A 14,852-nucleotide genomic window follows, 5' to 3' on the forward strand; every position below is an offset into this window, starting at 1 on the left:
GAGTGTCCACGTTTCCTCACATATTAGTAAACGGTTTCTGTAATCTAATCTAAACCTTCCATATTTGACTTGAGACCATCATAACATAAGAAATAATAAAACTCAACAATATTTTTCCGTTTTTTACTCAATTCGTTTAATTTTCAACAAAAAAAAGAACTCCCGAAGGAGTTCTTTTTATATGATTAACTTGCAAATTAGAATTTGTAGTTAAGTTCTGCACGATAGGATTCAGCTTGTGCTTTGTTAGCTTGATCTTTAGTATCAATAGTAGCAGTAGCTGCAAGACCAACGTTTTTAGCTACAGCATATTTAGCTGTTGCATATACACCTTTATTACCTTTTTTCGCTAAACCTAGTGCGGAATCGATTACAGGCGCATCTTTTTTAATATTGTAGTATTGACCTTTAACAGACCAAGTACCTTGTTTTGCCATGTTATAATTTCCATAACCTAAGCCCGCTGTCCAAGCTTCACCATTAGCACCTTGAGTTTCTGTTTTCACATATTCACCGCCAGCCCAAACTTTGTTGCCAAGTTTAAGATCTAGAGATGCACCATATGCATTATGTACATTTTTTTCATGAGCATCAGCATAGAAACCTTTTACTGCTAATTTTTCAGTTGGCATAGTGTTCAATTGATATACTGTTACTTGGGAGTTTTCAGCACGAGTCGCTTTATCAAGTTCTAATTTACCATATGTTCCACTTTGTAGATAGCCATATGCCACAGACGCATTCAATTTATCTTTACCAGCTGTAGCAACTACACCTTCAAAAGCACCATCAAATGCAAGACCATTACCAACTATCAAATCTTGGCGACCAGCAGCTACAGTTGCATATTTACCGAAGTTATGTTGTACATATACACGGTCAAGTTCAGCTTTAGGAGCACCCTCTGCACCGAACTCTTTGCTACCCGCTAAACGTACTACTGCTTTCGTATTGTCATTTACAGTTGCTTCGAATTTTACACGACCACGGTAGTCGAATTTAGAATCACGAGCATCGTTTTTACCAGTGTAACGAAGACGAGCATCACCAGTGAATTTGAAGTTGCCCACTTTGTTTTCCAATGTGGAAACACGAACGCCTAAATTGTTCAATTCAGCGGAGAATTCGTTAGCTAAACGGTTGATGATTGCATTTTGTTCAGCATCAACACGATCTTGACGAACTAAAGCTTTAGCTACCATTTGAGCCATTTCATAACGAGTGATGTTTTGTTGGCCTTTGAATGTGCCATCTGGGTAACCGTTAACGATACCTTGGGAAGCCAATTGAGCTACTGCTTGGTATGCCCAATCTTGTGGAGTTACGTCGGAGAATGGGTTTGCTGCGAATGCAGAAGTAACACCCAATACTGCTGTTGCAGCTAATACTGCTAATTGTTTTTTCATGATTTTTACCTCTCTTTGAAAAACAAAAAATACATATACCCAAGCATATGATTAGGTCATGTATATTTCTTGATATTTCAATGGAGTGTCCATGTTTCCTCACATTATGGAATCAATTTTCTATACCGTCCCTATATCTACTTGGATTACTTTTATACTATCACAAGTCAAGAAATAATGCAAATTCCATATTATTATCATTCTTTATAGTTATATTTTATATCTTACATGAATCTATATAACTAGAATACTAGAAAAAAAGAACCCCCGAAGGAGTTCTTTTTTATAGTTAACTTTCAAATTAGAATTTGTAGTTAAGTTCTGCACGGTAGTAGTTCGCTAATTTATCGCCAACTAAGTTTTTACCATGTAATTGAGCATTAGCTGTTAAACCAACGTTTTTAGCTACTGCATAGTTAACAGTTCCTAACCAACCTTTGAAATCATATACAGATTCCATTGGTAAGTTATATGTAGTAGAGTTTACAGGGTTATCTTCACCAAAGCGGAAGTATTGTGCTTTTACATCCCAAGAACCAGCTTTGGAGATATCGTACATACCATAGCCAATGCCAGCAGTCCAAGCTTCTCCGTCTTCACCAGCGGATTCATAGCGAGTATATTCAGCACCCGCCCAAATTTTATTGTTTGCACCAAAACGTGTATCTAATGCTCCACCAAAGAAGTTTTCAGAGCCTTCACCATGTTGTTGAACATAGAAACCTTTTGCTTCTACATGTTTACCTACTTTTGCATTTACTTGGTATGTTGTAGATTGGTAACGCTCTTCTTTAGAAAGTTCAGCAAGATCTCCATCTAACATATAACCATGTGCTACAGATGCATTTAATTTATCTTTACCAAATGTTGCTTGAGCACCTTCAAAAATGCCATCATAAGCGAAACCGTTACCAATTACTAAATCTTGACGGCCTACAGAAGCTGTTGCATATTTACCAAAGTTATGTTGTACATATACATGATCTAAAGTTGTTTCAGGATTTCCTGTAGCGCCAAACTCTTTGTCGCCTGTTGCTAAACGAACTACTGCTTTAGTGTTGTCGTTTACAGTAGCTTCGAATTGCACACGTCCACGGTAATCAAATTTGGAACGTTTGCTAGTTTTTTCAGTAACATCACCATATACATTAGTTTCTGTAACGTTTACATAGTCATTACCACGATCATTAGAACCTTGGTAACGAACACGTGCATCACCAGTGAATTTGAAGTTGCCCACTTTGTTTTCTAGTGTGGAAACACGAACGCCTAAGTTGTTCAATTCAGCGGAGAATTCGTTAGCTAAACGATTGATAATAGCGTTTTGTTCAGCGTCAACACGATCTTGACGAACTAAAGCTTTCGCTACCATTTGAGCCATTTCATAACGAGTGATGTTTTGTTGGCCTTTGAATGTGCCATCTGGATAGCCGTTAACGATACCTTGGGAAGCCAATTGAGCTACTGCTTGGTATGCCCAGTCTTGTGGTGTTACATCGGAGAATGGGTTTGCCGCGAATGCAGAAGTTACACCCAATACTGCTGTGGCAGCTAATACTGCTAAATGTTTTTTCATTGTTAATACCTCTTACTAAAAACATAAAATTACTTAATCTTTTCTGAATTATATAACAAAATTTATTCCGCATATACAATTCATCTTTATATTTTTAAAAGAGTATCCATGTTCCCTCTAGTAATTAACATCGATGGTTTGTATATGTATTCTAAAAAATTTTGTTATATCCATTTACTTAAATGTATCGAAAAGACTTTTGTATAATAACATAAATTTTAAAAAAGTACAACTATTTTTTTCGATATCCCTCTATAATGTCAAACAAATTTTGTTTAAAACACTGATAATAAGCCATTTTGTCTATAAATTATAAACTTGTAGAAATAACAAAAAGGAACCCCCTAAGGGGTTCTTTTTCATAGGTAACTAACAAATTAGAATCTGTAGTTTAGCTTTTCTTATTTTCTCTCCTCCAATTCCAACCAACGTAAGGTACTCATATCCAACTCTTCTACCACTTGTTCTCGTTCTTTGATGGTACTTTCAATGGCTTCATAGTCACTACCCCCTTGAGCAATCATAGCATCATAGGCTTTCACTAGACCTTCTAGTTCCGCAATGTGAAGTTCTAATTGTTCAAGTTCTTTCATCTCCCCTAAGGTCAGTTTCTTTTTGGCACTCTCGTTGCTATCTATCGTAGTCGATACTACTTCTGGATTCATACTAGTATTCACATCTATGCCTGTATCACGTGATCGGTTTTGTACACCTCCACTTTCAGCATCTACTACCGTCCCTTCATTGGCATGGTGTTCCGCATTCTGCTCCCTAGAACCAGCGGAGCCACCCTGTACCTGCACAGCATGACGTAGGACACCACGTTTTGTATCACCACCCATGGCGCTCGTTAGCTTCGTATCCGCTTCATAATCAGAGTAACCACCATGGTATATCTCGATATGGCCTGCTCCAGTGAATACAAAGAGTTTATCTACCACCCGGTCTAAGAAGTACCGATCATGACACACGGTGATGACAATACCGCTATAAGAATCTAAGAACTCTTCTAAGACTTCTAAGGTTGGAATATCTAAATCATTGGTAGGCTCATCTAGGAGTAGCACATTGGGGGCATCCATTAAGATGCGAAGTAAAAATAATCTTCGCTTTTCCCCACCAGACAGTTTACGGATGGGCAAACCATGGTGGGATGGAGGAAATAAAAAGCGTTCCAATAATTGACCTGCACTTAAGGAACTGCCATCGGGCAAGTGCAAATACGAGCGATTTTCTCGAATATAGTCCAACACCCGTTGGTCCTCTTTAAAGGTCGGCAATTGTTGCGAGAAATATCCAATCCGAACTGTTTCTCCACGCCCCATAGTCCCACCTGTCGGTTCTAGGGACCCTTGGAATAGCTTCATCAACGTAGTCTTACCAATCCCATTAGGTCCTACCACACCAATTCGGTCATGACGTACCATATGGTACGTAAAGTCTCTAATCACTTCTCGTCCTGTAGGATACGCAAAGGACAAGTGCTCTATATCAAAGATGGTATTTCCTAAGCGAGAGGCTAATACTACGGGATCCACAGTGCCTACTTTTTGTCGTTTTTCCATAGCTTTCAATTGCTCGAACCGTTGCAACCTTGCCTTTTGTTTTGTTGTACGCGCCTTTGCACCACGGCGCACCCATTGTAATTCACTGGCAATCAGTTTTCTGCGCTTTTCCTCAATGGCATCTAACTGTGCTTCTCGTTCTTCTTTCAAGGATACATAGGTTTCGTAAGTCTCTTGAAATTCATATATAGTCTGATTCGATAGTTCCCATATGGTGTTACATACGGCATCTAGGAAATATCTATCATGGGTGCTCAATAATACAGCCCCTTTTCTATCTTTTAAGTATAGTTCTAGCCATTCAATGGTGGCCTCATCCAAATGGTTCGTCGGTTCGTCAAGCAATAATAAATCACAAGGATAGACCAAGGCTCTAGCTAATGCTAATCTTCGTCGTTGTCCCCCAGATAATGAGTTTGCTGGCCCATGTACATCATGAAAGCCAAGGCGTGTCAATATCATTTTTGCTTCTTGTTCTACAACCCAGCCATCTTCTTCATCCATGCGCGCTAATAATTTCATATACTGCGAGGATTCTGGGTCTTGTAAAGCTCTTTCAAAATCTCGAACCAGTGAAAGTTTAGGATGGTCTCCTAATAATACATTATCTAGCAAGGTACTACTTTCATCAATATACGGATCTTGTTCCAATCGATGAATCGTAGCCTTCCCATTCCGTTCTATACTACCTGTATCTGGTTCTTGTGTTCCTTCCAACACCTGCAATAAAGTTGTTTTACCTGTCCCATTGACGCCAATTAAGCCAATGCGATGATGAGACGCTATGGTGACATTTACGTTTTTAAACAATAGCCGGGTGCCATACGATTTTTCTATATTTTGTAATGTTAAGATGTTCATACTCGTTTATATAATTCCTAGTTCTTGTTTTAATGCACTTTGTAATATTTTAGAAAAATTAAGATTCTCTTCTTCTGCTTTATGATTAAGCCAACTAGGAATAGTAAGCGTTTTTTTCACAGCTCTATTATCTGTCTTTCTTAAATAAGCTTCCTCATCCCATTTTACTAGCCCAATAAACTCCCCTGAGCTACATTGTATATCTGTTGGACTCATAGGAGCTGGAAATTCTTCTTTATCTTCACTCAAAGAATACAAATAAAGTCCCAATGCATCTTCTGCCATGTCCACCGCCTCGGCTAATGTATTACCTTCTGTAACACAGCCTGGCAAATCTGGAAAGCTGACTGTATATCCTCCATCTCCATCACTGCTAAAAATTGCTGGATACATTTCTTTTCTCATAGTATACCTCCTATTTCATCGTAACTACTTTATTTAATTCCTGCTTGCTTCAATATTGTATGTAATGTTTTAGGTTTTAAGTCTTCTTTATGTACAGGTACTGTAACACGCCCCACTTTACTCGTATGCTTTAACATATGATGTGAGCCTCGTATTCGATCAACATACCAGCCGTCCTTTTTTAATACTTTTAGTAGTTCTTTTGGTGTTACCAAAATAATCACCAGCTTTCACGAAAATAGACATGAGATTACTAATTACATACAAAACAACTTCTATTTTTATTATAGTACGTACTAACACGTATGTAAACTATAGATTTGCATTGACACACCTACTGTCATGGATTAGAATGAAAGTAACATATTCATTATTTTATAAGGAGGTTGTCATGGACACTGACACGGTTCAGCAAGAGTTTGAAGATATTGGTTTTGAAATTGTAGAAGTTGACGAACGGGACGTCCTATTATACGAACTATCTGATGGTAGCGAAGAGGAAGATGGTCAATATGCCATTATTTCCGATGAAGATGGACGTATTCCTACTGCAATGGATACACCTGTAATTGTATCCGTGTATGATGATAATGATGCATTTCAATGGAGCGTAACACTTCCAAATGGAGAGGAACTAAAAGAATTATTCCTTCGTGTGGAAAGTGCGGAAGAATTACTAGATACTTTGCAAGATATTCGCAATGAAAATATTGAGCGTTACGATTCTGAAATGGACTCCTATAGCGAGTAATACAGCAAAAAGGCTGTCGCACCATGTAATTTACATGTTGTGACAGCCTTTCTTAATACAACTGTATAAGTAGGAGGCCATACTAGTCGGCATCCTAAGTCCTGTATTATGTTATCTTTCTATTCAAGCATCTCCTGTTTATGTGCCAGCATGTCCTCACAAGCAGCTACGATTTCCGCGGCTCCATCTACTTTCCAAGCCTTCGCTGCTTCATGCATAGCCTGTAAGCGTTCATGGTTTTGTAATAACGCACCTACTACATCATCCAAGTTTTCAATATGACGTGCCCATTTGCCACAGCCCTTCTGTTCTAACAGTTCTGCATTAGCCTCTTCTTGCCCAGGAATGGCATTGAAAAATACCATAGGTACGCCTATGGTAACGCCTTCCATACAAGTCAATGCCCCTGGCTTTGTCACAAGCAACGTCGCCTTTCGCATCAATTCAGGGATTTCATTGGTATAGCCATATATGGAAATAGGCGTTCGTAAGGATTCTTTCATATGATGCAAAGAGTTATATAACCCATCGTTCAAGCCTGCCACTACATGAATTTCATCAATCCCCGGTACATGATCTAGCCGTTGTAAGGCTTCTTCTACACAGCCTAATCCAAGTCCACCACCCATGAGCAATACCCTCTTACAAGAATCACTGCCATAAGGTTCTTTTAAAGGTGTAAAGAAGTGACGCATAATAGGAATACCCGTGACATGAATTTTTTCTAAAGGTACACCCATGTTCAACACTTCATACACCATGGATGGCGTAGCTACATGATAGGCATCGATTTCATCATAGCGCCAAAATTGGTGGGCTGCAAAGTCAGTCATAACGGCTACAATAGGAATCTCTATTTTTCGATGTCGTTTCAACACACTTGCTGCCCCACAAGGAAATGGATGGGTACACACAATTAAATCTGGCTCTTCCTTTTCTATGAGTTTTTCCATCCGATTCTTTAGCATCCAAGACACTACCGTTTGGGCTACGCTTCCTTTCCATTCAGCACCAGACCAACGATAGACAATATCATAGAGGAAAGGAAAGAAGTCTAACATTTTAAAATAGGTTTCTTTCAATAGGTTATCAAAGGAAAATGTATCTGTCCCTAAAAAGTCTACATGATGCACGACTGCACTTGGATCTTTCTGTTGCCAATATTCTTGAATCGCCAGTGCCGCTTGCGTATGACCCGTACCAATTGACGCCGATACAATTAAAATACGTTGACCCATGTGCCCTCCTTTCTTTAGATAGCCTCTAATGATGTATGTTTATCTCACCAATTCTTACTAAGCAATTACATTATGTCTATTCTATCATAGATTCGAAGAGATACAAAACATTCCCTCTCCTAATCGACTACCTCCAATCCCTATTTTTGCCATATATTGGGAGATATAGTATACATATGTCTACCATTGCCTCAACATATATGAATGTTGAATATAAAAAAGAACGCTTCCTTCCCATGCAAATGTAAGAAAATATCAATTTGCAGAGGAATGTAGCGTTCTTTTTGTATTTTAGGAATATCCTGAATTATTTTTTACGAACTTTAGTAGATGCTTTAGCAGCTGGTGCGTTCACAAGGTCTTTTAATTGTTTACCTGCTTTGAAAGCTGGGGATTTGGATGCTGGAATTGTCATTTCTTCTTTCGTACGAGGGTTGCGGCCAATGCGTTCAGCACGAGTACGAACTTCGAAAGTACCAAAACCAATTACTTGTACTTTTTCTTCTTTAGCTAATGCTTCGCCAATTGTGTCGAATAAAGCTTTTACTGCTTTTTCAGCATCTTTTTTTGTCAATTCAGCTTTAGCTGCAACGCTTGCGATTAATTCAGTTTTGTTCATGATTGAACCTCCCTTAAAAATAGTATTCTTTTAACTTAATCATGCGATTAAAGTTCCACCTTTGCCGCCTCCCAAAATTCATCTAGCTCTTTGAGAGTAAAATCCTCCCATTTGTTTCCACTCTGTTGAACCTTTTTTTCCACATAAGAAAATCGCCGTATAAACTTTGTATTTGTGCGGTGTAGTGCGTTTTCTCCGACTATTTTATACCATTTAAACAGATTTATCAAGGAAAAAAGTACATCTCCCCCCTCTTCTTCCGCTTTTTCTATGTCTTTTTTGAATATTTCTTGCTTAAATTCATCTATTTCTTCATAAAACTTAGCCCATACCCCTTCTTCACTAGGCCAGTCGAACCCCACTTTACTTGCTTTCTCTTGTAATTTTTGAGCCCGTAATAAAGCTGGTAATCCTGGAGAAATTCCATCCAAAATAGATGTGCGTTCATGCCCTTTTTCTTTTGCTTTCAATTCTTCCCAAGTTGCTAATGTATCTCCTACTGTTTCTCGGTCTGCCCTTTGAAACACATGCGGATGTCGTCTCACCATTTTAGCGGTAATATCATTCACCACATCTTGCATGGTAAAATATCCATTTTCCTCTGCCACTCGTGCATGAAATACGATTTGCAACAATAAATCTCCTAATTCTTCCCGTAAATGGTCCACATTCTTTTCATCAATAGCTTCTAATGTTTCATATACTTCTTCTAGCAAATATCTACGTAGTGAACTATGTGTTTGTAATTTATCCCAAGGACATCCATTAGGGCCTCGTAATTCAGCTAATACATCTACTAATGGATCCAATGTAAAGGAACTCGTTTCTTTTTGACTCACTTAGAACCACCTTTCTTCATGGCTTGTTTTGCCAAATCTGTAAACTCTTTCACCTGCATGGTTTTCGTTATACTTAGTGCTAATACATATAGTACAATTCCTAAAAGAATAGATAATGCTACACTCATGGTATTAGATAGGATAGTACTCATAAAATTATAAAACATCACTGTGCCACCACCCATGGCTAAGGAGGAGAATAGTATTTTTCCAATTTCTAAGAAAGAAATAGTAAATGATGTACTTCGATACAATATATACAAGTTTGCTACCGCAGCTATACCAAAATCTACATTAGTGGCCCATGCAGCACCTTCTATCCCCCATTGCGGTGTTAAATAGAGATTTAATAAAATTTTTAATACTGCCCCTAAGAGTAACGTAAACATAGGAATCGCCGTGCGTCCTAACCCCTGTAAGGCACCTGTTGTTACTTGTTGTACACCTAGTAGCCAAATGCTAGTGCTAAGAACAGCAATAGATCCACCTGCATTCGGCGTATCAAACATCATCTGAGAAATCGGTGTAGCCAATACACATAATCCTACAAAGGCAGGAATAGTTACGATATTCGTCATCCGTAGCGCGGTCTCCATGCGATGATGGATTTCTTCTCTATCTCGTTCTCTATGCAGTCTAGATATGGCCGGTACTAAGCTAGTGGCTAAGGACATAGTCACTATAACAGGCAAGCTGATAAGAGAGGTCGCCATGCCTGTTAAATATCCAAATGCTGTTGTGGCCTCTTCTTTGCCATAACCAGATAGCATCAATTGTTGTGGTACTAGCCATAAATCAATGGCTCCAATGAGAGGTATCATAATATTGGCTACGGCCACTGGAAAGGCTAGTGTCATTAAGTCTTTTATAATGGTCTTCGGTGATTCTAAAGGAAATATTTGTCCTTCTAATTTAGATTCTCGACCATAATAATACAGTAACACCACTAATCCTAAGCCTACGCCAATGACAGAAGATAAGGCCGCACGACTAGAGGCTAATTCAATCCCCTGTGGTAAAAAGTAGATAGCGGCCCCCACCATCACTAGTACACGCCCTAACTGTTCACATACCTGTGATATACCAGTAGGCAACATATTTTGAAATCCTTGAAAATAACCTCGAAAACAGGCCAATAAAGAAACAATCCCAATGGCAGGTGCTACCGCTAATAACGCACCTTCTGCTCGGTTATCTGTAATCAATCCGATTTCGATAACATAAGGAATAGCAATATAGAAGGCTACACTTAGCAATACACCTAGCATCCCCATAGTAGTCAATGCTACCTTGAAAATATGCCGAGCTCCTCTATAGTCCTCTTGTCCCACTTTGCGAGCAATCATAATAGAAAGAGCGACTGGTAATCCTGCTGCTCCAATACTGATAATTAGTTGATACAAAGAATAGGCCATTTGGTACAGACCCACCCCTTCGCCTCCTAAGATACGGGCTACAATGACTTTACTGACCGCCCCTATGACCTTCACCAATAACCCTGCTACGGTTAAGATCATAGCTCCTTTCATAAATCCTGTCATATTAGCCCTCCTTTGGAAGTTTTCGTTCAAATTCACTCAGTACTTGTTCTACTTGGCGGATTACATCGCCAGATTGTAATGTATAGGCCCATACAGTGGGGTTTGATCCTCGATGTTTCATATGTTTCCATATGTCTTCACTGATGGCGCCCATATCCCAGTCTTCCATTTTAGACTCATCTTGCCAAGTAAAGAGAATATTCCCATCCTTACGAATGACACTCTTCATGCCTAAAGCGCGAGCTCGTTCCTTAATCATGGCCAATTTAATCAGACGTTCCACTGGTTTTGTAGGAGATCCAAACCGGTCAATTAATTCATCTACAAAATCGTCTAAACCAGCTTTTGTATCAATTTGTAGTAATCGTTGATACACAGAAATCTTTCGTGCCTCATCATGAATATAATCACTATCGATAAAGGCATCCATGCCTACATCCACCACTGGTGCTGGTAATGGACGGTCTGGAATATCTTTTTTCTGAGCTTTTGCAATCGCTTCTTCTAACATGGCGGCATACATAGCAAAGCCGACAGCTGCGATATTACCATGTTGTTGCGCACCTAATAAATTGCCTGCCCCTCGAATTTCCATGTCGCGCATAGCTAACTTAAATCCTGCACCTAATTCGGTAAATTCCTGGATGGCCTTCAACCGTTTTTCGGCACTTTCATTTAACACCTTATCTGGGCGATACATAAAATACGCATACGCTCGTTGACTAGAACGCCCTACTCGCCCGCGCATTTGATACAACTGTGACAAGCCCAAATGGTCTGCATCGTAAATAATAATGGTATTGGCATTCGGAATATCTAAGCCCGTTTCAATAATACTAGTACATAAGAGCACATCATATTGTCCTTCTGTAAAATCCTGCATCACATGTTCCATCATGGTACCCGCCATTTGTCCATGAGCCACTGCAATGCGTAGGTCCGGCATAGCTCGCTGTAACTGTTCTTCCATATGCGCAATGGACTGTACCTTGTTATACACAAAATATACCTGTCCACCTCGTTGTAGCTCACGACGAATAGCTTCCGTCACTACTTGCATGTCAAACTCCACAACATAGGTTTGCACTGGTAATCGTTCCATCGGTGGCGTATGGATGACACTCATTTCACGAACCCCTACCAAGGACATATGCAAGGTCCGTGGAATTGGCGTAGCGCTGAGGGTTAGAATATCAATATTAGTAGCCCATTGTTTCCACTTTTCTTTTTGTGCCACCCCAAATCGTTGTTCTTCATCTACTACTAATAGGCCTAACTTTTGGAATTGAATTTTCTTACTTAATAACGCATGTGTGCCGATTAAGATATCTACCTGTCCATCTTGTACAGCCTTAATAATATCCTTCTTTTCTTTCGCTGACCGGAATCGATTTAACACGTCTACACGCACTCCAAATTGTGAGAATCGATACATAAATGTTTTAAAATGTTGCTCTGAAAGCACCGTTGTGGGTACTAACATGGCCACTTGCTTACCGCTCATAACAGCTTTAAACATAGCGCGCATAGCCACTTCTGTTTTACCGAATCCAACATCCCCACATAACAGTCGGTCCATAGGGCGTGGTAATTCCATCGACGCCTTAATCTCTTGAATCGCTTGTAATTGGTCATCAGTCTCTTCATACGGGAACTGGTCTTCAAACTCTCGTTGCCATGGTTGGTCTGGTAAAAATGCATAGCCCTCTATAAGTTCTCGTTTCGCATACAACTCTACTAAGGTATCTGCTAAATCATCAATAGATTTTTGGGCTTTCGATTTTGTCTTAATCCATTCCTTACCACCCATTTTATGTAGTTTGGGCGTAACTCCTTCATTACCAATATATTTTTGTAATTGATCCAAATGGTCTGCCGGTAAAAATAAACGATCTGTACCAGCGTAATCAATTTCAATATAATCTCGATGAATGCCTTCCGTCTCTATGGTCTTCAGTCCTCGATATTTACCAATACCATGGATGCTATGTACTACATAATCCCCAACGGTAATATCTGTAAAATATTTAATCTCCTGACCTTTATCTACTTTCTTACGAATTTTTTTCTTCTGAAAGCCAAAAATATTCCCTTCTGTGATGACCGTTAGGTTTGAATGTGGCAATTCAAATCCCTCTGAAAGTATGCCCTCCACAATAAGAACTGCAGGTGCTGTCCATTCCCATGTATCTCGATACACATAGGATATCTTATTTTCAAGTAACGCACTTTCTATTGCTTCACGGCGTTGCTGATTGTGTAATACCAATACGATTTGTCTATTCAAGGATGCATTAAACTTAATATCATCCATAAGCATAGGAATTTGACGTTCATAGGAGGCAATAGATTTTCCCATCATACCGATGGTCTGTACCTTCCCCCACCCTGCAGAGCGTTGCATCATACTGAATAAAATAGTGGTATGCGCCTGAGAAGATGCTTTCCAATCCTTCCAACGCATATATAACTCTTCATTCGTCGCATCTTCCTTATGAACTTTACCTAACGCTTCTTCTAACCGTTTTGGCTCATCTAAAATTAATACGCCACTACTTAAATAAGAGAGTATAGAGCAAGTTTCCTCATCATTATCTGCGTGTATAGGTAAGACCATACATTCCGAAGTTTCCCCCATAGAACGTTGCGTATCCACATTGAACTGACGCATAGTATCAATCGTATCGCCAAAAAATTCAAGACGAAAAGGAAATTCACTTTGAATAGGAAATACATCTAAAATATCTCCACGCACGCTAAAATGACCACGATATTCCACCTGGTCCACTCGTTCATATCCAATTTGTACTAATTTTTCTAACAGGATTTGCTGATCTATGTCTTCCTCTACCTGAAGCGTTAACATATGATCTAACACGGTACAAGGTTCGCCTACAAATTGACTAGCTTCTTCTATGGTAGCTAATACAATCACTGGTTTACCCAAAGCTAGATTCCCTAAGGTCTCCATCCGTTTTGCCTGTGTATCTAAACTTTTTGCCGTCCATTGTGAAAGAGATCGATCCACAATAGGATAAGATAATACTTTAGCATCTGGTAATAGACATTGTATATCCCTTTCCCACAGCTCTTTATGGGTTTTATCATGGGTCACAATGAGGGTTGGTCTTTGCTCACCTTCTAATGTAGCTTGACTATACAGAAAAGATTTCTGTGATCCTCCTAATCCATAGATTTGGGTAGCGCCTTTTTTATAAAAAGAGTCTACAATATCCTTCATAGTTCCTTTTATATCTAATATAGGCTTATATGTCATCGACATATAGTATTTCCTTTCTTATATGAAAAAGAGCTATAGTTATCTATAGCCCCTGTGATTATTCTAGGTTTTCTTTAATCGCCGTATTCGTGGACTCTTCAATATAATGAAGGGCTGCATAAATTAAATATGCACCTACAGTAAGACCGAAAAAAAAGGCTTTGAATATTTCTTTGTTCCAACGAGTTTCACGTAAACCAGAAACCGCAGATGCTAAAAAGCTTAAGTCTGTAACTTTCATAGCAACCTCCTTGTATCAACACTTAAATTTATATTCTTACACTAGATATACAAAAAAAGCGAATATAACTATTCGCTTATCTTTAAAATTGGTGCGGGAGAAGGGACTTGAACCCCCACGCCAATGGCGCCAGATCCTAAGTCTGGTGCGTCTGCCAATTCCGCCACTCCCGCATAAGATGGTGACCCAGGAGGGATTCGAACCCCCGACCTTTTGATTCGTAGTCAAACACTCTATCCAGCTGAGCTACTGAGTCATATGTAATTTAGTTGGCAGGGGCAGTAGGACTTGAACCCACAACCAACGGTTTTGGAGACCGCTACTCTACCAATTGAGCTATACCCCTATCTTTACGACCTACTCAGTATAACGTAAAGTTGATACTTTGTCAAGTGATTCTTGTAGCAGAACCAAGTTTTTAGCTGGGCTAGCAGATGCTAGCCCCCGCTAAGTTTTATCAGCGACTTCCTATCCTCCCAGGCCGTTTCCAGCCAAGTACTTTCGGCGTTTACGAGCTTAACTACTGTGTT

General features: G+C 39.3%; 12 protein-coding genes and 3 tRNA genes. 1 reads left to right on the top strand and 14 read right to left on the bottom strand.

The window, feature by feature from the left end:
- Positions 1 to 197: 197 nt before the first annotated feature.
- The 5 genes from EO114_RS02170 to EO114_RS02190 all read right to left on the bottom strand — a co-directional run bounded on the left by EO114_RS02170 (position 198) and on the right by EO114_RS02190 (position 6,037).
- Positions 198 to 1,406, bottom strand: a complete 1,209-nt coding sequence (locus EO114_RS02170) for an S-layer homology domain-containing protein (protein WP_009353547.1) — start codon at positions 1,404 to 1,406, stop codon at positions 198 to 200.
- Between the two features lie 301 nt (positions 1,407 to 1,707).
- Positions 1,708 to 2,982 carry a putative porin gene (locus EO114_RS02175; protein WP_009353524.1) on the bottom strand — a complete coding sequence of 425 codons (1,275 nt, stop codon included), beginning with the start codon at positions 2,980 to 2,982 and terminating at the stop codon, positions 1,708 to 1,710.
- Positions 2,983 to 3,383: 401 nt separating this feature from the next.
- Entirely contained in the window at positions 3,384 to 5,408 is a 2,025-nt protein-coding gene (locus EO114_RS02180; protein ID WP_127061260.1) for an ABC-F family ATP-binding cassette domain-containing protein, read from the bottom strand.
- A 6-nt stretch (positions 5,409 to 5,414) separates the two neighbouring features.
- A complete protein-coding gene (locus EO114_RS02185) occupies positions 5,415 to 5,813 on the bottom strand; it encodes a type II toxin-antitoxin system HicB family antitoxin (protein WP_009353546.1) in 399 nt (132 codons plus the stop codon).
- Positions 5,814 to 5,842: 29 nt separating this feature from the next.
- Positions 5,843 to 6,037, bottom strand: coding sequence for a type II toxin-antitoxin system HicA family toxin (locus EO114_RS02190; protein ID WP_009353532.1), 195 nt, complete (start codon positions 6,035 to 6,037; stop codon positions 5,843 to 5,845).
- A gap of 167 nt (positions 6,038 to 6,204) precedes the next feature.
- Here EO114_RS02190 and EO114_RS02195 point away from each other — a divergent pair, with 167 nt between their 5' ends.
- Positions 6,205 to 6,564: a hypothetical protein gene (locus EO114_RS02195; protein WP_009353548.1), complete on the top strand. Its 360-nt coding sequence runs from the start codon at positions 6,205 to 6,207 to the stop codon at positions 6,562 to 6,564.
- A gap of 119 nt (positions 6,565 to 6,683) precedes the next feature.
- Here EO114_RS02195 and EO114_RS02200 read toward each other — a convergent pair whose 3' ends face one another.
- The 9 genes from EO114_RS02200 to EO114_RS02240 all read right to left on the bottom strand — a co-directional run bounded on the left by EO114_RS02200 (position 6,684) and on the right by EO114_RS02240 (position 14,668).
- Positions 6,684 to 7,802 (bottom strand): glycosyltransferase, encoded by a 1,119-nt coding sequence (locus EO114_RS02200; RefSeq protein ID WP_127011240.1) that lies wholly within the window; start codon positions 7,800 to 7,802, stop codon positions 6,684 to 6,686.
- 307 nt (positions 7,803 to 8,109) lie between these two features.
- The gene (locus tag EO114_RS02205; RefSeq protein WP_009353537.1) at positions 8,110 to 8,421 is read right to left on the bottom strand and encodes an HU family DNA-binding protein; all 312 of its coding nucleotides are present in this window, start codon (positions 8,419 to 8,421) and stop codon (positions 8,110 to 8,112) included.
- Between the two features lie 47 nt (positions 8,422 to 8,468).
- A complete protein-coding gene (mazG, locus tag EO114_RS02210) occupies positions 8,469 to 9,260 on the bottom strand; it encodes a nucleoside triphosphate pyrophosphohydrolase (protein WP_127011242.1) in 792 nt (263 codons plus the stop codon).
- Positions 9,257 to 10,801, bottom strand: a complete 1,545-nt coding sequence (locus EO114_RS02215) for an oligosaccharide flippase family protein (protein ID WP_127061262.1) — start codon at positions 10,799 to 10,801, stop codon at positions 9,257 to 9,259. The genes mazG and EO114_RS02215 overlap by 4 nt, the downstream gene beginning before the upstream one ends.
- Before the next feature lies 1 nt (position 10,802).
- Complete coding sequence (gene mfd, locus EO114_RS02220; protein ID WP_240629047.1) at positions 10,803 to 14,042, bottom strand: transcription-repair coupling factor; 3,240 nt, start codon at positions 14,040 to 14,042, stop codon at positions 10,803 to 10,805.
- 97 nt (positions 14,043 to 14,139) lie between these two features.
- A complete protein-coding gene (locus EO114_RS02225) occupies positions 14,140 to 14,322 on the bottom strand; it encodes a hypothetical protein (protein WP_009353527.1) in 183 nt (60 codons plus the stop codon).
- A gap of 89 nt (positions 14,323 to 14,411) precedes the next feature.
- Positions 14,412 to 14,495, bottom strand: a tRNA-Leu gene (locus tag EO114_RS02230).
- A gap of 6 nt (positions 14,496 to 14,501) precedes the next feature.
- A tRNA-Arg gene (locus EO114_RS02235) sits at positions 14,502 to 14,578 on the bottom strand.
- 14 nt (positions 14,579 to 14,592) lie between these two features.
- A tRNA-Trp gene (locus EO114_RS02240) sits at positions 14,593 to 14,668 on the bottom strand.
- Positions 14,669 to 14,852: the final 184 nt, after the last annotated feature.

The sequence above is a fragment of the Veillonella sp. 3627 genome (assembly GCF_003992195.1).
Taxonomy (GTDB): domain Bacteria; phylum Bacillota; class Negativicutes; order Veillonellales; family Veillonellaceae; genus F0422.

Coding starts and splice junctions, on each gene's coding strand:
- EO114_RS02170 (WP_009353547.1), bottom strand. CDS start 1,406: ATGAAAAAACAATTAGCAGTATTAGCTGCAACAGCAGTATTGGGTGTT.
- EO114_RS02175 (WP_009353524.1), bottom strand. CDS start 2,982: ATGAAAAAACATTTAGCAGTATTAGCTGCCACAGCAGTATTGGGTGTA.
- EO114_RS02180 (WP_127061260.1), bottom strand. CDS start 5,408: ATGAACATCTTAACATTACAAAATATAGAAAAATCGTATGGCACCCGG.
- EO114_RS02185 (WP_009353546.1), bottom strand. CDS start 5,813: ATGAGAAAAGAAATGTATCCAGCAATTTTTAGCAGTGATGGAGATGGA.
- EO114_RS02195 (WP_009353548.1), top strand. CDS start 6,205: ATGGACACTGACACGGTTCAGCAAGAGTTTGAAGATATTGGTTTTGAA.
- EO114_RS02200 (WP_127011240.1), bottom strand. CDS start 7,802: ATGGGTCAACGTATTTTAATTGTATCGGCGTCAATTGGTACGGGTCAT.
- EO114_RS02205 (WP_009353537.1), bottom strand. CDS start 8,421: ATGAACAAAACTGAATTAATCGCAAGCGTTGCAGCTAAAGCTGAATTG.
- EO114_RS02215 (WP_127061262.1), bottom strand. CDS start 10,801: ATGACAGGATTTATGAAAGGAGCTATGATCTTAACCGTAGCAGGGTTA.
- mfd (WP_240629047.1), bottom strand. CDS start 14,042: ATGAAGGATATTGTAGACTCTTTTTATAAAAAAGGCGCTACCCAAATC.
- EO114_RS02225 (WP_009353527.1), bottom strand. CDS start 14,322: ATGAAAGTTACAGACTTAAGCTTTTTAGCATCTGCGGTTTCTGGTTTA.